Annotated in this window: 19 protein-coding genes; 3 read left to right on the top strand and 16 right to left on the bottom strand. The window is 56.9% G+C overall.

Annotated features, from left to right (window positions below; all coding sequences use genetic code 11):
- From iscB to H8Z83_RS13265, 3 genes are all read right to left on the bottom strand, one after another.
- On the bottom strand, nt 1–805 hold an 805-nt coding region (gene iscB / locus H8Z83_RS13275), incomplete at its 3' end, for an RNA-guided endonuclease IscB (protein WP_187015491.1).
- A 329-nt stretch (nt 806–1,134) separates the two neighbouring features.
- A complete protein-coding gene (locus H8Z83_RS13270; RefSeq protein WP_187015490.1) occupies nt 1,135–1,827 on the bottom strand; it encodes a DUF6320 domain-containing protein in 693 nt (230 codons plus the stop codon).
- 12 nt (nt 1,828–1,839) lie between these two features.
- Entirely contained in the window at nt 1,840–3,114 is a 1,275-nt protein-coding gene (locus H8Z83_RS13265) for a hypothetical protein (protein ID WP_187015489.1), read from the bottom strand.
- Between the two features lie 137 nt (nt 3,115–3,251).
- Between H8Z83_RS13265 and H8Z83_RS13260 the strand changes: the two genes are divergently transcribed.
- Nucleotides 3,252–4,190: an alpha/beta hydrolase gene (locus H8Z83_RS13260; protein WP_187015488.1), complete on the top strand. Its 939-nt coding sequence runs from the start codon at nt 3,252–3,254 to the stop codon at nt 4,188–4,190.
- Between the two features lie 136 nt (nt 4,191–4,326).
- Here the strand turns inward: H8Z83_RS13260 and H8Z83_RS13255 are convergent, their stop codons facing one another.
- The 8 genes from H8Z83_RS13255 to H8Z83_RS13220 form a co-directional block, all read right to left on the bottom strand.
- Entirely contained in the window at nt 4,327–5,766 is a 1,440-nt protein-coding gene (locus H8Z83_RS13255; protein ID WP_187015487.1) for an amidohydrolase, read from the bottom strand.
- 38 nt (nt 5,767–5,804) lie between these two features.
- Nucleotides 5,805–6,527 carry an amino acid ABC transporter ATP-binding protein gene (locus H8Z83_RS13250; RefSeq protein ID WP_187015495.1) on the bottom strand — a complete coding sequence of 241 codons (723 nt, stop codon included), beginning with the start codon at nt 6,525–6,527 and terminating at the stop codon, nt 5,805–5,807.
- Between the two features lie 4 nt (nt 6,528–6,531).
- Complete coding sequence (locus tag H8Z83_RS13245; protein ID WP_187015486.1) at nt 6,532–7,191, bottom strand: amino acid ABC transporter permease; 660 nt, start codon at nt 7,189–7,191, stop codon at nt 6,532–6,534.
- Between the two features lie 31 nt (nt 7,192–7,222).
- The gene (locus H8Z83_RS13240) at nt 7,223–8,062 is read right to left on the bottom strand and encodes a transporter substrate-binding domain-containing protein (RefSeq protein ID WP_187015485.1); all 840 of its coding nucleotides are present in this window, start codon (nt 8,060–8,062) and stop codon (nt 7,223–7,225) included.
- A gap of 419 nt (nt 8,063–8,481) precedes the next feature.
- The gene (gene tnpB, locus H8Z83_RS13235) at nt 8,482–9,594 is read right to left on the bottom strand and encodes an IS200/IS605 family element RNA-guided endonuclease TnpB (protein ID WP_187015484.1); all 1,113 of its coding nucleotides are present in this window, start codon (nt 9,592–9,594) and stop codon (nt 8,482–8,484) included.
- Between the two features lie 9 nt (nt 9,595–9,603).
- On the bottom strand, nt 9,604–9,996 hold the full coding sequence (gene tnpA, locus H8Z83_RS13230) for an IS200/IS605 family transposase (RefSeq protein ID WP_187015483.1): 393 nt from the start codon (nt 9,994–9,996) through the stop codon (nt 9,604–9,606).
- Nucleotides 9,997–10,172: 176 nt separating this feature from the next.
- Nucleotides 10,173–11,486, bottom strand: coding sequence for an ATP-binding protein (locus H8Z83_RS13225; RefSeq protein ID WP_366464286.1), 1,314 nt, complete (start codon nt 11,484–11,486; stop codon nt 10,173–10,175).
- Between the two features lie 440 nt (nt 11,487–11,926).
- A complete protein-coding gene (locus H8Z83_RS13220; RefSeq protein WP_243185006.1) occupies nt 11,927–13,306 on the bottom strand; it encodes an IS200/IS605 family accessory protein TnpB-related protein in 1,380 nt (459 codons plus the stop codon).
- A gap of 94 nt (nt 13,307–13,400) precedes the next feature.
- Between H8Z83_RS13220 and tnpA (H8Z83_RS20210) the strand changes: the two genes are divergently transcribed.
- Both tnpA (H8Z83_RS20210) and H8Z83_RS13210 read left to right on the top strand, forming a co-directional pair.
- Nucleotides 13,401–13,814 (top strand): IS200/IS605 family transposase, encoded by a 414-nt coding sequence (tnpA, locus tag H8Z83_RS20210; protein ID WP_187015482.1) that lies wholly within the window; start codon nt 13,401–13,403, stop codon nt 13,812–13,814.
- 202 nt (nt 13,815–14,016) lie between these two features.
- Entirely contained in the window at nt 14,017–14,478 is a 462-nt protein-coding gene (locus H8Z83_RS13210; protein ID WP_187015481.1) for a hypothetical protein, read from the top strand.
- Nucleotides 14,479–14,592: 114 nt separating this feature from the next.
- On the opposite strand, the gene H8Z83_RS13205 is transcribed toward H8Z83_RS13210, so the two are convergent.
- The 5 genes from H8Z83_RS13205 to H8Z83_RS13185 all read right to left on the bottom strand — a co-directional run bounded on the left by H8Z83_RS13205 (nt 14,593) and on the right by H8Z83_RS13185 (nt 20,635).
- Nucleotides 14,593–15,762, bottom strand: a complete 1,170-nt coding sequence (locus H8Z83_RS13205; RefSeq protein ID WP_187015480.1) for an amidohydrolase — start codon at nt 15,760–15,762, stop codon at nt 14,593–14,595.
- 23 nt (nt 15,763–15,785) lie between these two features.
- Nucleotides 15,786–16,967 (bottom strand): amidohydrolase, encoded by a 1,182-nt coding sequence (locus H8Z83_RS13200; RefSeq protein WP_187015479.1) that lies wholly within the window; start codon nt 16,965–16,967, stop codon nt 15,786–15,788.
- Nucleotides 16,968–17,098: 131 nt separating this feature from the next.
- Nucleotides 17,099–18,319: a hypothetical protein gene (locus H8Z83_RS13195; protein ID WP_187015478.1), complete on the bottom strand. Its 1,221-nt coding sequence runs from the start codon at nt 18,317–18,319 to the stop codon at nt 17,099–17,101.
- Nucleotides 18,320–18,765: 446 nt separating this feature from the next.
- Complete coding sequence (locus tag H8Z83_RS13190; RefSeq protein ID WP_187015477.1) at nt 18,766–19,956, bottom strand: iron-containing alcohol dehydrogenase; 1,191 nt, start codon at nt 19,954–19,956, stop codon at nt 18,766–18,768.
- Between the two features lie 13 nt (nt 19,957–19,969).
- Complete coding sequence (locus H8Z83_RS13185) at nt 19,970–20,635, bottom strand: class II aldolase/adducin family protein (protein ID WP_187015476.1); 666 nt, start codon at nt 20,633–20,635, stop codon at nt 19,970–19,972.
- Nucleotide 20,636 lies beyond the last annotated feature (1 nt).

Here is a 20,636-nt window from a genome sequence, read left to right as displayed (position 1 = left end):
TGGCATCTCTGGTTGACTTCCGCTTGCGCTTTTTGAAGTCCTTCTCCGCAATCAACCCCTTGTGGAGTTTTTCGTGACAGCTCTCGCAAAGGGTAACTTGGTTGTCCGGGGCGTCGCCGCCTACCTTCCTGCTCTCCAGATGATGGACATGGAGCCGGACCTCTTTTTTCTTGGTTGCGTGTGCTCCGCAACACTGACAGGTGTACCCGTCTCTCCAAAGCACGTATTGCCGTACATTGTAGTGACCGTACATCTCACCCTGCTGGTAGTCCTCGCCCTGCGGGACAGGTTTGCCTTCCTCGATGGCTTTCAGCAGCTGCAGGTCGAACTCGGCGGTCTCTATGACCACTTTGCTCACGGGCAGGATGCGGCAAACCCTCTTGATTGAGGTGATGTGCTCTTGGATTTTGACCTCCACAGAAGGCGCCAACCATCCCTTGTGCTTGCTGCGGACTCGGTTATCGAAGCGCGGCTTGCGATACCGGGTCTTGCGGTTTCTCTGGGCTCTGCGGAACTCTCGACGGGTGGATAGTAAATCCACCACGTCATTTCGAGGTTTTACTTCTGCGGAGAGCAGCTCCTCTTTTGTAGTGGATGCCGACATCCCGATGGTCTTACTTCCAGCGTCTACGCCCAGAATGACTTCTTGGGTGTAGCCACTGCTTCCGTAGACCAGCTGGATGGTAAAGGGCGTCCTCTTCTTCACTTTGGCTTTCCCTTCATCCAGCAGATGACGGGCTTTTGCCGGGGAGCAGGGCATCAGCGGACGTCCGTGCTTGTTGATGACATACACTTTGTTTGGCATGATGCCTTCCTCCTTCTTCTTTGGTTGTGGCTAACGAAAAAGCCACGCAGCCTTTCGGTCGTCAGGTATCCGTACCCAATGTTATCTCAAGGTTTTCGTGTGCAACACCGCTCCTTACCCTCAGAGCTTTTAATCACACACCGCAGTGCGGCAGGTTCGGATTCACGCCCGCCGGTGCCTATTCTTACATTCTTGAGTAACGTAGTGCTCGAAACACTTAGGGTAGTCAATCAGGGCTTACGATTTCTCGCAAGCCCCCTCCAAATCGTTAGATTTGGTGGGGGTTATTGACGATCTGAGAGATGTTCATAAAGAAAGCCTCCTTAAAATTACAGGTTGAAGCGGCGGCGGGCCTCCTCCCGGAGAGAGGGCACCCGCCGGACGATCCGCAGGGGGATGATGAGTCCCACGCAGACCGCCAGCACGATCAGGGACCACCCTGGCTGCCACACACCACGGAAATACCGGTCGATGCAGAATTCAATGCCCATCGCCAGAAGCCCAGCCGCCCCGATGATCAGGGCAATGGCGGAGAGTGTGGAGCGCCGCCCGCCCCGGAGCAGAAAGCTCAAAAGAAAGACCAGCACCCCAGCCCAGCCGTTCATGGGCAGGGCCAGCCCCCGGAACCAGCGGCTGCCGCCCAGGTCGATGGAGATGAGCCAGACATAGATGCCAATGGCCGCCACATCGGCGGTGAGCCGGAAAAAGACCGGCAGCCGCCGCAGCACCATAGGCAGGGTGAACCAGACCCACAGCATCACCGCCGCCCCGATGACGTACAGGGACCAGGGACGGTCCGTGGGCAGAAACAGGTTCAAAAGCCCGCAGCACAGGGACACGGACACCAGCATAGCCGTCAGCAGAATGGCGGCCTCTCGCCTGGAGGCGGGCTGTACGGCGGCGGAGTTGGCGGGAAAGTAGGGCGGCGCATCCAGTTCCGGATGCCAGGCAGGCGTCCCGCACAGGGGACAGGTTTTGGCGCTGGGGTCCAGCTCCACGCCGCAGTTGACACAGTAAGACATAAAATACTCCTCTTATCGGTTGCTCTCGATCCGCACCGGGATGCCCTCCCGGACCAGAAAGCGGAAAAAGTCCCGCTCCGTGTCCGTTTCGGCCTGGGTGCCGGCAAAGGTGATTTCCATGATGTCTCCATAGCTGATGGAGGCACAGTGGCACCGGGGCACGGTGGCCTGGCCCAGCACCACCTCCATGCCCTGAATATGGGGAGCCATCTCCGGCGGCACGGTAAAGGCACCGGGATTGGTATAGGTGCAGGAGTAAGGCCGCACGCCGAAAAGGTAATAATTCAGGGCCATTACCGGATTTTTCAGAAACACCGGTACCGCCCGGAGAAAGAAATTTTTCGTAAAGCGGACATTGCCGGTAAAGGCGGCCTGTAATTCCTGGCGGTGGATATGGAGCTTCATATAATGCCGCACCTGGGAGACAATTTCCGGAAAAGTGTAATCCCCCAGGGCAGGGTCGATGCTGGGGCGGACGGTGGTAATGAAGTTCCGCACCGTTTCCGAGGGGAACCAGCTTCGCAGATTGATGGGCACCGCCAGGGCCACCGGGCGTTCCTTGTGGGGATGCTCCCGGCGCTGCTTTTCCAGCAGCACGTGGATCAGCACGGCGGAAAGGTACTCTGTGATGGAGGCGTCATAACTCCGTGCGGCCTCCCGGAGCTTCTCCAGGGGCACGAAGCCCATGGTGACATGGAAGGTGTAAAAAGGCTCCGGGGTGCCGGTGTTGGCATAGGCCTTAGGCATCCGCCGCAGACCCAGGGCGTGCCGCCCGGCATAGCGGGCGTAAGCGTCCTCCAGCTCATCCTTCCGGGGCGGTTCCTCCAGGTCCAGCACGCCGTTTCCGGCCGGAACGCTTATGCCGGTCTGCCGCAGATACTCCGCCAGCAGCGTCCGGAAAAAGATCAGGGCCCCGGCCCCGTCGGACAGGGCGTGGAACACCTCCAGGGAGATGCGGTTCCGGTAGTAGTAAAACCGCACCAGCCAGCCGTTATCCTCCCGGAAGCGCACCGGCTGGCAGGGATTGGCCACGTCGGCCTTCAAAAAGGGGCCCGGGGCGGTGTTTGGCTCCAGATAGTACCAGAATAAACCCCGGCGGATGCGGACGGCAAAGCTGGGGAACCGGGGCAGCACCCGGTCAATGGCGTTTTGCAGGGCGGCGGGCCGCACCGGCTCTGTCATCAGGGCGGAGAAGCGGTAGATGGCGGAATATTCCTCCCTTTGCAGGGCGGAATAGAGAATGCCGGCATTGTCCAGCCGGTACCACTGACTGTCCGGTTTTGCCATCCGCGTCACCTCCCTGAAAATAGTTACAGGTCATTGTAGCACATGGGGAATGGCGTAGCAAGAGTTGGCCCATTTTCCACTTCCCATTTTCCGCGATTTATGATATTCTGCAATTAACACGAAAGAGCGGAGGACCTATGGAAAAGCTGCAATTAGGCAGAAAACGGAAAACGGATGCCGAAAAACCCCGGATGGACCCGCTGATGCGGGCGTTGAAAGCCCTGCACAGCGCCGGTTCCCCGGAGGCCATGACCCCGGAGGAGCTGGAGCATCAGCGCCGGAACCAGGAAATTCTGGGCCGCCTTACCGCCCCTATGGCGGGGATGGAGTATGAAGAGCTTTCCATCGGGACCATGCCTGCTGCCTGGACCCGGCTGAAAGCGCCCCATGGGGACCGCCGGGTGATCCTCTACTGCCACGGCGGCGGCTATACCAGCGGCAACCTGGGTTATTCCCGGGTGCTGTCCTCCAAACTGGCCCACGTCACCGGCTACGATGTGCTGAGCTTTGAGTACCGGCTGGCGCCGGAGCATCCCTACCCGGCGGCAGTGGAGGATGCCATGCGGGCCTGGGACTATCTGATGTATCGGGGATACGGTGCGGAAAACGTAACGGTGACGGGAGATTCCGCCGGAGGCAACCTGGCCCTGGTGCTGTGCCGCCGCTTGAAGGCCGCTGGGCGCTGGATGCCCCGGGCCCTGCTGCTGATGTCCCCCTGGACGGATATGACCATGTCCGGGGCATCCTACCGGGAGCGGGTGGAGAGCGACCCCATGCTGACGCCGGAGTACATCGAGGCCGTCCGGAGGGCATACGCCGGGGACAGGGATCTCCATGACCCGGATTTGTCGCCCCTGCTGGGGGACCTGGGGAGCTTTCCGCCTACCCTGATCCAGGTGGGAGACCATGAGATCCTCTATTCCGATTCCGCGTCCCTGGCTGCGGCGCTGCGGGCGGCCCATGTGCCCTGCCGGCTGGAGGTCAGCGAGGGAATGTGGCACGTATTTCAGATGTTCCCCATCAAAAAAGCGGCGGCAGCCATGGAAAGTGCCGCCCGGTTTCTGCTGGAGCTATAAAAACGAAAAGGCCTGCTCGAAAGAGCGGGCCTTTTGCTTTTGTAGTCAGGTGCGTTCCAGGCGGCGGATGGGCCGGATGTATTTGAAAGCAGCGGTTCTTTGGCAGACCGGCACGGGCGGCTGAAGGCTGTGAAGCTCAATAGCGGCCGATGGGAGGCGTCACATAGTCCGGCAGTGGGCAGTGGTAGCTGCCGCCGCCGTTCTTCTGCTTCAGCTCCTCCCGGGCTTTGGCAATGACCGCCGGCTGGTCCATGGTGCGGATAGCGGCCAGGGTCATGATCTCCGCCGCCCGCAGCATGCCCTTCATACCGATGTCGGAGCAGGCGAAGGCGGTATTCTGCCAGGAGTGGCCCACGTTGCCAAGGCAGGCGGTGGCCACATGGAACATAACGGTGGGGGTGGCGTAGCCCACATCGCCCACGTCGGTAGAACCGGAGCTGTAGGCGGTCTCCTTGGGGTTAAAGGGATGGATAACTCGGTCCAGAGGCTTTTCCAGAGCGGCGTCCAGCTCCTCCGGCTCAAAGTAGTAGCCCAGCTTTTCCCGGATGCCCACCATGGTGGTGCGGGGATAGGTACGGAGGAACTCCGCCGCCAGCCGGCAGTCCGGCTCAGTCCACTCCGGAGCACCCAGCTCCCGCATGCACTGATCCACCACGGCCCCCAGAGTGCGGTTGGGAACATAATCGGAGAAGGCCATGGTGATCTCATACTTCATCTTGGTACCGGTCATCAACGCTGCACCCCTGGCCACGTCCACCACCCGGGTGAACAGCTCCTGGACCTGGCTGACCTTGGGGGCCCGGACCTCGTACTTGATGACGGCGTGGCTCTGGACCACGTTGGGGGCGGTGCCGCCGGGATCGGAATAGGCATAGTGGATGCGGGCGGCGTCGATCATGTGCTCCCGCAGGTAGTTGCAGCCCACGTTCATCAGCTCCACGGCGTCCAGGGCGCTGCGGCCCAAATGGGGCTCTCCGCCGGCGTGGGCGGCGATGCCGTCAAAGGTGAAGTTGGCACCCATGATAGCCACGCTGCCCCGGGAGCCCACCTCATTGACAGTCTCCGGGTGCCAGGTGTAGGCAAAATCCACATTGTCAAAGTACCCGGCCCGGGCAATGAACTGCTTGGAACCGGCGCCCTCCTCGGCAGGACAGCCGAAGAAGATCACGGTACCATCCTTCTTCTCCTTGATCAGGTAGTCCTTCAGGGCCACGGCGGCGGCATAGCACCCCGCACCCAGCAGATTGTGGCCGCAGCCGTGACCGGCACCGCCCTCCTGGACGGGCTCCTGTACCGGGCAGCCCGCCTTCTGGCTCAGGCCGGACAGGGCGTCATACTCCGCCAGAAAGCCCACCACCGGCTTGCCGCTGCCGCATTGATAGGTGGCGGTAAAGGCGGTGGGAATATCCGCGATGCCCTCCTCAATGGTGAAGCCCTCCTGCTTCAGGGCGGCGATGAGGGCGGCGGCGGACTTGGTTTCCTCGTAGGAAAGCTCGGCGTAGCCCCAGATCTCCTTGGCCAGGGCCACGGTGGTATCCGCCTTGGCGGAAACCAGATCTTTGATGGTCTGGATCATGATATCAATCTCCTTTACCGAATGAGTCATGGGGAGTGTCAAAGTACCATGCTCAGGAATTTAATGGTGCTGGGCTCGTGGGGGCAGGTGAAGATCTGCTCCGGGGTTCCCTCCTCCTTGATAACGCCGTCACAGATGAAGAGCACCCGGTCGGATATCTCCCGGGCGAAGCCCATCTCGTGGGTGACGATGAGAATGGTCATGCCGCTGCGGGTCAGCTCCCGGATGACGTTCAGGACCTCCTTGACCATTTCCGGGTCCAGAGCGGAGGTTGGCTCGTCAAAAAGCATGACCTCCGGCTTCATGGCCATGGCCCGGACGATGGCCAGCCGCTGCTTCTGGCCGCCGGAGAGCTTCCGGGGATACTCATCGGCCTTGTCCCCCAGACCCACCCGGCGCAGCAGGGCCATGGCCTCCTCTTTCGCCTGATCCTTGGGGACCTTCTTTTCCAGAACCGGGGCCAGTGTCACATTTTCCAGCACCGTCAGGTTGGGGAACACATTGAAATGCTGGAACACCATGCCGATGCTCTGGCGGTATTGTGAGATGTTCAGCTTTTTGTCGGTGATGTCCTGTCCCTTGAAGAGGACCTGGCCGCCGTCCGGCGTTTCCAGCAGGTTCAGACAGCGGAGAAACGTGGACTTGCCGCCGCCGGAGGGGCCGATGATGGACACCACCTCGCCCCGGCGGATTCCCGTGGAGATGCCCTTCAGCACCTCCAGCTTGCCAAAGCTCTTTTTCAGGTTCCGGGTTTCCAGAATCACGTCAGTCACTGACGGTCAGCCTCCTTTCAATGACCCGCAGGAGCCGGGAGAGGATAAAGTTCAACAGGAAATAAATGATGCCCACGATGGTCAGGGACTGGAGCGCCAGAAAGGTGGCGCTCTGGACGGTCTTGAAGCTGGTCATCAGCTCCCCCACGAAGAACACGGAGGCCAGGGAGGTGCCCTTCACGGTGGAGATGAACTCGTTGCACAGGGCCGGGAGAATGTTCTTCACCGCCTGCGGCAGGATGATGCGGGTCATCACATGGGTCTCGGAAAGGCCGATGCTCCGGGCGGCCTCCCACTGCCCCTTGTCCACCGCGCCGATGCCGGCCCGGATGATCTCGGAGATGAAGGCGGAGGCGTTTACCACCAGAGCCGCCACGATGCACTGGGTATCCGTCAGTTCAAAGGGCACCAGCTTGGGCAGGCCAATCCAGAAGAAATACAGCTGGAGAAGGATGGGGGTGCCCCGGAGGATCTCCACATATACATTGAAGACGGTCCGGAGGATCTTCAGGCGGCTCATCCGCATGAGGGCCACCACCATGCCCAGCAGGGCCCCCAGAAACACGGTGACTGCCGAGATCCAGAGGGTGCCCCACAGGCCTGAGAGGTACACCGGATAATATTTCAACCAAACCTTGATGACCTTTTCCATAGGATTCCGCTCCTAAAACCGATTTTGCCGCTTATTCGATGCCAAGAGCCGCGGCCTGCTCTTCATATTCACTGTACCAGATGTCCGTCTGGCCGTTTTCCTTCAGCTCGGCGATGCACTGGTTCACCAGCTCCGCCAGAGATTCCGTCCCCTCCATGGGCATGGCCACGCAGGTGCCGTTCATATTGGGGTCCACCTTAAAGCGGTAGTCGGGGATGGACATGCCGCCGTTGGCATCGGCATACAGCTGGGCGGAGGCAGTGGAGCAGATGCACACATCGGCCTTGCCTTCGGCCACGGCCAGATAGCCGTCAGTCATGTTGGCCACCAGCTTGAATTCCTTGCAGGCGCCGTTGATATACTGGTTATACAGCGCTTCCTGAACGGAGCCGCTCTGGGTGATGACCACGGCATCCTTCAAGGAATCCAGGTCGTTATATTTGTCAACGTCCTCCGTCCGGACGATGAAGCCATAGCCGGTATTGGAGGAGTAGTACACATCGCTGAGCCGCATGGCCTCCGCCCGGGAAGGGGCATAGGCGATGGCGGAGATGGCGAAATCATATTTGCCGTCCGCCACACCGGCCAGCACGGCGGTGAAATCCAGAGCGGTGATCTTCAGGTCCACGCCGATCTTGTCGGCGATGTACCTGGCCACCTCAATGTCCATGCCCTGATACTGGTCCTCCCCGCTCTTGTTGGGGTCTACATATTCATAGGGGGCGAAATAGGGCTCGGTACACAGCTCGATGTAGCCCTTTTCCTTGATCTGCGCCAGACGGTCCTTGGTCTCCCCGTTCTTGCTGCCGCCGCAGGCGGTGCAGGCCAGTGCCAGAACAGCCGCCAACAAAATTGCCATTGCCTTTTTCATATCCTTGCCCTCGTTTCTGTTGGTTTCGGGACGTTGGTGCCGCCCTTATGATGGCATTTATCATATCAGGGACGATTTCATTTGTCAACGCTTTAGCGTGGTAATTCGTTACCAAATTACTAAGCAAAAATTTCAACGTTTTTGTAGCCTTCATGCAAGGGGCCTTCGGATGCGGAAAACAGGGTCGGTCAAATCCGCCGAGGGCTGCAGATTAACCCACCCGTCAGGAATTGCAGCGCAGGCAGGTGACGATTGGACATAAGGCAGATGGTCATGCAGAACGGACCTTCGGTTGACACTCCCCACGGCTAAAGCCGGGGGATTCTCGGTTCAGCCACCACCGCCTGCACCAGCGAGGTCTTACACGGTGTCCCCGAGCGTATAGGTTTGGGCGTGTCCCGCCCTACCGTATGTTTCTGCTACGCCAACAGGCGCAAGCCCTCATTCAAAATGTTCTTTGCGGCGTTTACATCCCGGTCATGGATAGTGCCGCACTTGGGGCAAGCCCACTCCCGGACGGACAGGTCTTTCGTTCCTGGCCATTGAGCACCGCAAGTGGAGCAAAGCTGACTGGACGGAAAGAAGCGGTCGACCGTGACCACCTGTTTTCCGTACCACGCCGCTTTGTACTCCAGCTGCCGCCGAAACTCGCCCCAGCTTGCGTCAGAAATAGACCGGGCAAGTTTGTGGTTCTTGACCATATTGGACGGAGCTAAATCCTCAATCGCAATCAGGTCATAGGTTCTCACAAGGCTGGTGGACAGCTTATGGAGCATATCCTGCCGCTGGTTGGAAACGTGTTCGTGGAGACGGGCTACTTGTATCCTCGCCTTTTCCCGGCGGTTACTGCCCCTTGATTTTCGGGACAACTGCCGCTGGAGTTTGGCAAGTTTCTTCTGGTTCCGTGTCAGGTATTTATGGTTCGGATACTCTACGCCATCGGAGGTGATTGCAAATGCTTTCAGGCCCATGTCGATACCGGCTACCGCCCCGGTAGAGGTCAGCGGCACTATTTCTACATCGGTGCAACAGAGGGCAACGAAGTATTCTCCGCTTGGATTCTGGCTGACAGTAGCGGACAGGATACGCCCCTTGACATCTTTGGAGATACGGCACTTTACAAAGCCGAGTTTTGGGAGCTGCACCGCCTTGTCCAGCACCTTGATATTCGTCCCCACGCACTTGCTCTTATAGCTTTTCTTGCTATGGTGCTTGCTCTTGAATTTTGGATAGCCGGGTTTCTGGCCCTGTTTCACACGCCGGAAGAAGTTTTGATATGCCGTGTCTAAATCACGCAGAGAAGATTGCAGAGCGGTTGCATCTACTTCTCTCAGCCAGGGAAGGGTTTTCTTGAGCTGTGTCATATCCCCAGAGCAGGTACTATAGTTCATTGTCTTTCCATCTTGCTCATAGAAGTCTTTCCGCAACGCGAGATAGTGATTCCAGACGAACCGACAACAGCCAAACGTTCTTTGTATCTGCCGCGCTTGCGCCGCGGTGGGGTAGACGCGGAATTTATAGCTGTATTCCATCTCGATACCTCACACATTCTTCTGGTTCTCTATGTACTGCTTGATGACCGACAAAGGCGCTTCGCCAACGGTAGAAACAAAATATGAATTTGTCCACAAAGACGGAATCCTTGAGCGGAGCCATCCATACTCTTGCCTCAAAACACGGGACGTTCGCCCTTTTATTAGTTTTACCGCTTTATGTATGCCAAATTGCGGGTCTACCTCCATGAGCAAATGGATGTGGTCGGGCATGATTTCCATCTCTATGATGTCGATGTGGTATTCGCCGCAGATTTCCTCTATGAGTTTCTTCAAGCGTATATCGACACCGTTGACCAAGACCTTGCGGCGGTATTTTGGACACCAGACTACATGATACTTGCAGGAGTACACCACATTGTGATTGCTTTTATATTCCATGGATTTATTATACCACTCAACGGCATCTAACACAATCCTCGGAAGTCTTGTTACGAGGGAACAATGTGTGGCTTATATCCCCATGCCTAAAGGCAGGGGTATTACGCCACGCGTGATAAAAAAACGCTGCCGCAAAATTGCGGCAGTGCTCTTTGTAGAATTAGATATGCATTTGCTCAAATCAGCCAGGCTGGGACATACCAATTCTTCTGGTCGACCGGAATCAGATCTGGCGGCATGCAGATAACCGCGCCGATCCCAATTTTTGTTTTCAGATGCGCGGCTCCAGCTGAAATACTGTCCGCATCGGGCTCTTTTTCGATGGGATTCAGCACGCTGAAGTTCTTCGTGGCATCCTTTGGCGCGGAATTCTTTTTGATCTCTATCGGCGAAACAACGCCGTCCTGATAGATAATAAGGTCGATCTCTTTTTTGTTGCTGTCACGGTAGAAGTATAGCGGAGGCTGAGATTTCCCCTGATTGAGGTAACTCTTATAAATCTCGGATACAACCCATGTCTCAAAGAACGCGCCGTCCATGGCACCCCGCTCCAATGTCTCCGCGCTGGTCCATCTGGTGAGATGTGCGCAAAGTCCCGTGTCCAGAAAATACATTCTCGGGGCCTTGATCACCCGCTTCAAGGCATTGTTGGAATAGGGCTGGATCAATGCCACGATACCTGAGGATACCAAAATCGAAAGCCACTGCTTTGCGGTTGGCGCAGATACGCCGACCTCGGACGCAAGCGCTTCGTAGTTCACATTGGTGGCCGTCCGTGCCGCTACAACCGCCATGAAATTCAAAAATGTCGTTTCGTCTCCGACCTGTGAAAGATCCTTGATATCTCTGCTAATGTATGTCTCCAGATAGGACTCGTAGTATTGCGCTCGGTCCACCTGCTCATTTTCATAGAGGCGGGGCATGGAGCCCTTATAGATGCGGGTGAATATCTCAGAGATCGACATTTGCGGAGCGGCAGTCATCCGATCCATCAATGCAGGGATATCTACTGTGAACGCAGGAAAGTGGTTGCCGTTGATCTCACTGTTGGACAGCCCCTCCATCCGTACAATGCCGGCACGGCCGGCGAGAGATTCCGTTACCCGCTTCATCATGCGGAAGGTCTGTGAACCGGTCAGCCAGAAATCCCCACACTGTTTCTCGCGATCCACATAGACCTTGATGTAATCGAACAGTTCCGGCGCATACTGCACCTCATCAATCAGGACCGGCGGTGCATATCGTTGTAGGAACAATTCCGGATCACTCTTCGCAAACGCACGGATTGTGGGATTATCCAGAGATACGATTTTTCGTTCCCTTCCCGCCAGATGAGTCAGCAATGTGGTTTTGCCAACCTGTCGAGGGCCCGTGACGATCAGCACCGGAAAAGTCTCGTTGATTTTTTGAATAACCGGCGCAATTGATCTCTCGTAATACATGAAGCTCCCTCCTTCGCCGCAACTATTTATGCAAATCCAAAGTGACACTTTAGTTTATACCACATCCTGCCGTTTAATACAAGTGCAAAACCCAATTCTGAAAGACACATTATGGGCAAATGCGGCGTATGTATGCCTGTCCCGTGCGGCAGCGGCACATCGACCGGGAACTGCAAAAAAATCTTGCCATCCTTTTTTCAGTGTGTTAAAGTTGCCCTGTTCTTTTTCAGAACGCCTGTGCATATGCACGTCTTGACCATCCCTCCGACAAGGGATCGAGGCTACACGGACGGCCGGGTCAAATGCCGAAAACCCGTCGAAGATCCGGGGACCGCACCGCGGGTGCGGGTTGGCAACTTTGTTGCCTTATTGATCGAGCGGAAAAGCTCAAGTTTTTAAGTTGCTTATTACGTTCTGGCGCACACAACTTGTAAACGAGTGAACCTCACCACCCAAGCGTGAACGCTATGGATGGAGCTTCCGGGGGTTTAGGCCCCAGACTCATTTCCACCGTGGGGCCAAGACTCAGAAACTGAAACTGATTGACAGTTCAGCACCGCGTAGAGGCTAAAGAGGGTGGATAATGTGCAATTTGTTCTTCGCTCTAATTCTGGAACTTTTGCCACAATTAGAGACCATTCCGTTTCCGGGATGGGTTTTAAGTATTCTCGGATAAAGTAGCGTGCGCCGATGTTATAACTCGCATTCAGGTCGCAGTTATACTGCTTCCCGTTTCGGAACCGACACAGCGCCATGTTGGTACTATTCCGGGCTACTTCGCCAGAACCATCGAAAGCCAACCTGCTGGTGTTTCGTGCGTTGACGAAACGCACACGAATTCCATTGCGGTGGGCCTGATGCATGACGCTTTTCTGAATGTCGCGATTTCTCCACATGTGGAGCCGATGCTTTTTGTGCTTGGGTTTTTGCCCGATGAAGTCAAGATGTTCCATAACAATGATGTCGGCTCCGACAGAAACAGCATACCGAACGATTGCCGGAGCGATTTTCTTGGACAAGTCCTCGTTGATGCGAACAGCCTTCTTCATGTGGCGGTTGCCGCCTCGATGACCATTCTCTCGCTGACCTCTGCGTGCGCGGCCCAATTGCGTATTCAGCCGGTCTTTTTCACTCGGGAAGTCGATGAACTTCCGTGCGAGGACAGTTCCGTCTGGACGCATAACGCTGCACACAGCGTCGGTGTTAATGCCAAGGTCAACAGCAAGAATGGTCTGGTCTGTGAGTGGTTTCGTGCCGTAAGCAACCGTTTCTTCAAAGGCAAAGCATAAGGCATAACGGCGGTCCCGTTTCACGAGTTTAGGCGCGGAAGCATCGGCCTTATCCCAATGTTCCCGGATATAGTCAATGTCCTGCTTGCGAAGCCGGACCTTTACCCACACCCAGTCGTTCTTGTGATAAAGTTTCAGACGGGCAGTCCCATCACCGTTGTCTTCGTACATGTTGTCTTTGTAGAAAGTCGGCATAGCTGAACGAGAGGCCTGGAGTTTAGGTTCTTTCCCTTTTCTGCCTGCACTCTCCCAATGAGAAACAGCAGCACGGTACGAAGATACGGCGCCAAGCGCCTCGGAAATCGTTGACCGCCGCAGGTAACTGGGGTACTTATAGAACTGTTTGTCGAATTCAGGATACTTGGCAACACTCGTACGGCTTGCATGAACAAGCAATTCAACTGTCCTCTGTGCTTTGAGCGTGGACTTCGCATAGAGCTCTCCAAGACCGGTATCCCATTCAGACTCTACGATGCGGATAAGAAGAGAAAGCGCATCGCGATAAACCCGAATGGTATCTTTGAAGATTCTGTTTTCGCCAATGACCTTCGTGCAATAGCTTGAAACTATCTTTGCCATACGCTTTCACCCCCTGTTGCTAAATGCCTTTGGCTATGGTATTATTCTACCATAATAAGAATTGGTTGTAAAGTGACATGCGGAGGGCGTAAACATGAGCTATCGAACGAATAGACACAGTTGTTATGACTTGGAATATCATTTGGTTGTAGTAACAAAATACAGGCATCCGGTCATAGACGGAGCCTTTAAGGACCGGCTCACAGAACTGACGTATCGTATCTTTGAGGAGAACTTCCAGTGCTACGTGAATGAGATAAACACCGATAAGGACCACATCCATATCCTCTTCGAGGCACCGCCTCAAATGACTTTGTCCTCCTTGGTCTGTTCCTACAAGACGGTAACGGCAAGACTACTCAGAAAAGAATTCGCCGAATACCTTGCTCCGTTCTATTGGAAACCCTATCTCTGGAGTCGTTCGTATTTTGTTTGCACTGTGAGTGAACGCAGCCACGAACTTATTACCGAGTATATACGAAACCAGAGGAATAAGGAAAAAGGCTAACCTCTCCCAAACTGCTTTGGAAGAGGTGTGCGCCTTTTGTTAATCAATAAGAGTGATAAAATGGACTGCATGCACGGTGCTCCCCGGTCTATGCGGAAAAGGGTAATTCTCTCTGTTTGGATGTTTCAAGCCACGGGCGCAGGTGCGTCTGTGGCTTTTTTCGTTCTTCCGCCGGTCTATGACTGCAAAGGAGAGTAAAAACATGAAAAAGAGAATCGTGAATGCACTGCTGGCAGGATTCCTGCTGGTATCCGCGACTGCCTGCGGCAAGCAGCCCGCCGCGGACGCCGCACAGCCCCAGGCTGACCCCACACAAGCCTACCTCGACACGGTAGACGTGGATTACGCCTATGATCTGGCGCTGAAGCTGGAGGACATCCGCAGCAACGAAACGCTTGGCTACCGGACAGCAGGCTCCGACGCAGAGCTTGCCACCGGCGATATGCTCAAGGCGGAAATGGAGCGCATCGGACTGCAAAACGTCACGAAGGATGCGTTCACACTGGATACGCAGGATTCGCTGTTTGGCTTGAGCCGACGGTGTATCCCTTCTTGGGTTTCCCGCGCACACCCTTCCTTTCCGTTGCGGAGAATCTACCTCTTTATCGACAGCCTCCCCTCTTATCGTGTTGAAAAAGTCTTTTTGGCCCGCCGTGCCGCATAAAAAACGGCCAGCAGCGCTTTGGCTGCTGGCCGTTTTTTATATTCTTTCGCCGTCTTTTGGCGGGGAGCGGGTCCATTCGGAAAGGGTCCCTCCCCCCCTGCTGTTTGCCCTGTGTTACGCGTTGCCGGCCAGATAATCCACGGCAAACTGCGCCATCAGCGCAGTCCCCTTGGGAAGCAGAGACTCGTTGACCGTAAACTTTTCGTGGTGGTTGTTGTAGATCATGCCGTTGGCCTCGTCCCGGCAGCCGATGAAGCCGAACACGGCGGGAATTTCCGCAGCGTAGTTGGCGAAGTCCTCGCTGCCCATCATGGCGGGCATATGGCAGAGCGTCTCCTCGCCGAAGAGCTTGACCACGGCCTTCTGGGCGATCTCTGTGAGGTCATCGTCATCGTTGATCACGGGATGCACCACATGGGCATACTTGAGCACAGCCTTCATGCCCAGACCCTCCGCCGTGTTCTCCACGATCTGCCGCATGGCCTCCTCGTGCTTATCCAGGAAGTAGGCACGAGTGACGCCCTCCATGGTAACATGATTGGCGATCGCGTTGTAGCGATTGCCGCCGGAGATGGTTCCGATGGTGAGCACCACGGGGTCCAGGGGGTTGCTCATGCGGGAGACATACTGCTGGAGGTTATTGATGATCGCCGCTGCGCCGGTGATGGCGTCCCCGCCCAGATGGGGCGTGGCCGCATGGGATGAGGTACCAATCACATCCACCGTGAAGCGGCCGGAGTAGGCCATGCGGGGACCGGCGGTAACGTCGATGTAGGGAATATCCAGCGTGCCCCAGACGTGCTGGCCGAAGATGGCGTCCACCCCGTCCAGCGCGCCCTCTGCGATCATAGCCTTAGAGCCGATGACGTGCTCCTCCGCAGGCTGGAAAATGAGCCGCACATCGCCCCGCAGCTCCTCCCGGTGCTCCTGAAGGAGCTTGGCGGCGCCCAGCAGCATGGCAATGTGGGTATCGTGGCCGCAGGCGTGCATTTTCCCCGGTTCGCAGGAGGCGAAGGGCAGTCCCGTCTCCTCCTGGAAGGACAGCGCGTCTGTGTCTGCCCGCAGGCCCACGGTCTTGCCGGGCTTGCCGCCGTGGATGGTGGCGACCAGACCATAGCAATTGACCATATCCCGGATATCGGTGATGCCCAGTGCCTCCAGATCCCGATGGATGGAGTCCCGGGTGTTCTTCTCCTCCCCGGTCAGCTCCGGATGCTGATGGTAGTAGTGCCGACGCTCCACCACATAAGGGGCAGCGTCCTGTGCCAATGCTTTGATGTCCATGGTCCGCTCCTTCCTCAGCTGAATTACTGCTGTGCGGTCTCAGCGAGGTAGTCAGCGGCGAACTGCGCGGCCACCGCGGCACCGCGATGGAGGATTGTCTCGTCCACGTCGTACTTCTCGTGATGGTTGCCGTACATATAATCCCAGTCCTTATTGTGGCTGGCCACAAAGCCGTAGATATAGGGGATGCCGTCCTTGCCGAACCAGGAGAAGTCCTCGCTGCCCATCAGAGGAGCGGGGGTAATGAGGGATTCCTTGCCGTAAAGCTTGGTAACGGCGGTCTGGGCAATGCGGTTGAGCTGCTCGTCGCTGTTGATGACAGGCTCCGTCATGTACTGATAGCTCAGGGTCGCCTTGGCGCCGAAGGCTGCAGCGGTACACTCGGCCACCTTACGCAGCGCATCCTCCACCTGCGTGCCGGTGAGGAAGGTACGCACGGTGCCCTCCAGCGTGGCGTGGCCGGCCAGCACATTCCAGCGATTGCCGGCGGTGACCTTGCCCACGGTGATGACCAGCGGGTTGAGAGGATCGTTCATCCGGGAGACCAGCTGCTGGATGGACTGGAGAATGGAGCTTGCCACCATCACGGCGTCCACACCCTCGTGAGGGGCGGAAGCGTGGGCGGACTTGCCCTCCACCTCAATGGTGAAGCCGTGGCAGCAGGCCATGAGGTTGCCGGCGGGGAAAGCGATACCCGGAGCGTCATAGGTGCCCCAGACATGCACACCGTAAATGGCGTCCACACCGTCCAGCGCATGCTCCTTCATCATCTGCAGAGCGCCCACGGCGGTTTCCTCCGCAGGCTGGAACACCAGACGCACGTCGCCGGAAAGCTCGTCCTTCACCTCGTTGAGGATCTTGGCGGCACCCAGCAGCATGGCCATGTGATTGTCATGGCCGCAGGCGTGCATCTTGCCCTCGTTGTGGGAGGCGAAGGGCAGGCCGGTCTCCTCCTTGACGGGCAGAGCATCAATATCGGCGCGCAGCGCCACGGTCTTGCCGGGTTTGCCGCCGTGAATGGTGGCGGTCAGGCCGTAGCAGGTCTCCAGCTCGTGAATATCGGTGATGCCCAGTGCCTCCAGGTCTTCCTTCAGATGGGCACGGGTGTTCTTCTCCTCGCCGGAGAGTTCCGGGCAGGTGTGATAATACCGGCGGCGATCAATGATGTAATCATTGTACTGTTCCGCAAGAGTTTTGATATCCATAATACACAAGATCCTTTCTTCATATAATCTGTGGTAGCTTTATTGTATCGGTTTTTCCGGGATGTGCAAGAGTGATTTTGTGAACAAAGCTGTCCGGCGGAAAGAGCCGGACAGCTTTGCGGATGACTGGATCAGAACATTTCGGCAAAGATGCCGGCGATTACCACGGAGGTGATGGTCACAGTGGTGAAGCCACCCACGATCATGGGCGGGAACATCTTGCTCATCAGGAATTCCTTCTCCTCCGGGGTCTGCGCCAGAGCGGTGCAGGTGGCCTCGGTGATGATGGCATTGGGCGGGAAGCCGTAAAGCGCGGTCAAGGCCGTGGCGGTAGCCATCAGGAAGGAGACCTTCAGGATCTTGGACGCGATGAAGCACAGAATGACCATGCCGATAACGCCCACCACGATCAGGAGGATCATGGGGCCGATGATGCTGCTGAGCATCTCGGGGGTGCAGTCCTTCAGACCGTCGAACACATACATCATCAGAGCGAACATGATGATGCCATAGGAGTTGGCCTTATTGATGGCGTTTTCATCCAGGAAGCCGATGCTGGTGAAGATGACGCCCAGAATCAGAGCGTACACGGCGCCGCTGATCTTCATGTTGATGACGGGGATCACGATAGAGCCCAGCTGGGTTGCGAGCCAAGCCACGATACCCAGCTTCAGCAGGATGACCACAGGGCCGTTCCAGTTGGCGGGCAGAGGAGGAATCAGCTTCTTGTGCTCCTCAACAGTGCCGTTGTTGAGCTTGCCGTTGACGGCGTCCACATCGCTGACGGCGCCCTCCAGCTTGTACTCACCGGCGCGATAGCCCTTGAGCAGCTTCTTGCCCTCCAGCTGGAGGCAGACAGCGGTGAGGGGATAACCGGCAAAGCCCTGCACGCAGTACATAGCGATGGCGAAGATGGCGGCTTCAGCAAGGCCATTAGCCTCCGCAGCCTTCATCATGGTGGTGGCAGCAATGATGCCGCCAGTCAGCGGGGGCAGACCGGCAACCACCAGGTCACGGCCGATAATGCCGGGCAGAATGACCAGGCACAGCGCGCACATACCGGCAAGGCCGGCCAGGCACACAACGATGGTCTTCCACTGGGATACCAGCTGCTTGATGGAGATGACCGTGCCCATGTGGGTGATGAGCAGGTAAATGCCGATGGTGCTGCCAAAGGGGATCAGCATGGAGTCGCTTACAACGGTGGTGGGAATAACAGTCCAGAAGCCTACCAGAAGTACGGCGGCGGTGACGAAAACCGATGGGATCCAGGCCTTCGTCAGGTTTGAGACTGCTTCGCCGATGAAATACACGACGCCGCAGATCACAAACGCGAGTGCAAAATTGTACATAATGTCTCTCCTCTCGTCTCTCCTTACATGACGTGCGCTTTTTTGGATTAAAGAGTTAAATCCAAAAAAGTTGTTTTTATGGTACTCTGATCATGGTTAGATGTCAAGATAAATTTTGACAAAATTTAACACCGCCCATGCTTCGGATTTTTTTCCAAAGCACGGGCGGCGCTTTTGTGGAAAGCCTTACGATGCAAGGTCTTCCGCTTCTTTATGAAGCAAGGCGCATTGGGAACGCCAAAGCTGCGAGGATGATCCATTCATCAGCTTCGCAACGAACACACTTTTCTGATTTGTGTATACGCTAATAGCTTGTAAACGGTAAGTAACCTGTACCTTGTATAACCTTATACATTAGCTTTAGCGGTCACAAAGCAGCAGGAGCAGAGAACACTGCGGGGGCGCTCCTGACAGGAGCGCCCTCGCGGCACTTATGTCATATCCATTCAAGTCTCGGGAACGCAGCTCCCGGCGGCAAAATTGTAGATATCGAAATGGGCCTGCTTGTCCAGGCCGATATAGCCGCCGGTCTTGCCGTCGCCGATGTGGTTCATCTCCACCAGCTCCGGAATGTCCGCCGGATCGGCGCCGATCTCGGCAAAGGTCAGGGGCATCCCGATGGATCGCAGGAATGCCCGGAAGGCCTCGATACCCTCCAGCGCCGTGCGTTTGGGTTCGTCGAAGTCCATCTGACACCCAAAGACCCGGACAGCCATCTGGGCCAGGCGCTTTTCGCCGCCGTGCTCCGCGCAGTAGTGCATCCACGCCGGCATGATGACCGCCAGACCCGCGCCGTGGGCGCAGTCATACTTGGCGGAGAGCACGTGCTCCAAATGGTGGCTGTTCCAGTCCTGCTGACGGCCCACGCCCATAATGTCATTGTGGCACACCATACCGGCCCACATGATGTTTGCCCGCGCCTCGTAGTTGTGAGGATCATCCATGACCCGGCGGCCCTCGTGGAGCATGGCCAGCAGCACGCCCTCCAGCATCCGGTCTGTCACCTCCACGTCCGGCGTATTGGTGAAATAGCGCTCAAAGGTGTGGGCCATGATGTCCGTGATGCCGCAGGCGGTCTGGTAGGCGGGCAGGCTTTCCGTAAGGGCGGGGTCCAGCACGGAGAAGCAGGGCCGCAGGCAGTCGGCTTCCGCGCCGTTCTTCTCTAGGGTTTTCTCGTTGGTGATGATGGAATCCGGAGAGCCTTCGCTGCCGGAGGCGGCGATGGTCAGGACGGTGCCCACGGGCAGAGCCTGCTCCGGCACCTTCCCGGAGAAAAAGTCCCAGAAATCACCGTCATAAGGTACGCCGATGGCGATGGCCTTGGCGGTGTCGATGACGCTGCCGCCACCCACGGCCAGAATGAAGTCGATCTTCTCCCGGCGGCAGAGGTCAATGCCCTCGTACACAAGGCCGCTGCGGGGATTTGGCTTTACGCCCCCCAGCTCCACGGCGTACAGGTTTTCTTCCTTCAGGCAGGCCATGATCCGGTCCAGCAGGCCGGAGCGTTTGGCAGACTGCCCGCCGTAGACCACCAGCACCCGGCTGCCGCCGAAGCGCTTGACATACCTGCCGGTCTCCGCCTCCCGGTCCTTTCCGAACACGAAGTAGGTGGGGCTGTAAAAATCAAAGTTCCGCATCGTAACGCTCCCCTCAATATCCGGTCTTTTTCGCACCGGGCTGACCGTAGGACTGGAATTTCACCATGACCTCAGCCATCTGCTCCTCCGTCAAAACATTGGGCTTGCCAATGCTCATGGCGCGGCACTGGATCTCCGCGATGTATTCCAGATTGCAGGCGAGGCCGTAAGCACCCTTGATATCCTTGCCGCAGCATACGAGGCCGTGGTTGCCCAGTAGAACACCATCACTCTTGCCGCAGACCTCCATAGCCGCTTCCGCCAGCGCCTCTGTGCCAAACAGCTGATAGGGGGCACAGGGAACTTCCGCCGCGCCTGCGTCACCGATCACATAGTGTACCGCCCGGATGGGCTCACCCAGTACGGCCAGCGTCGTGCAGTAGACGGAGTGGGTGTGGACAACGGCTCTTGCATGGGGCTTATGCTTATAGAACGTTGTGTGCAGAGCCCACTCGCTGGAGGGCTTCCGCTTACCGTCCACCACCTTGCCGTCCAGATCCAGGATCACAACATCCTCCGGGGTGGTGGAAAAATAATCCATGCCGGAGGGGCTCAAAGCCACCAGGCCTTTTTCAGCGTTGTAAATACTGATATTGCCGCTGGTTCCGGTGCTCAGCCGGGCGGCGCTCATCTTTTTGCCATATTCAACAACCAGTTCTCTCTCTTCCTGCATCAGCATG

Source organism: Dysosmobacter segnis, from assembly GCF_014297285.1.
GTDB lineage: Bacteria > Bacillota > Clostridia > Oscillospirales > Oscillospiraceae > Oscillibacter > Oscillibacter segnis.
Note: the sequence above shows the minus strand (reverse complement) of the source record. Positions and strands in the feature narration are given on the sequence as shown.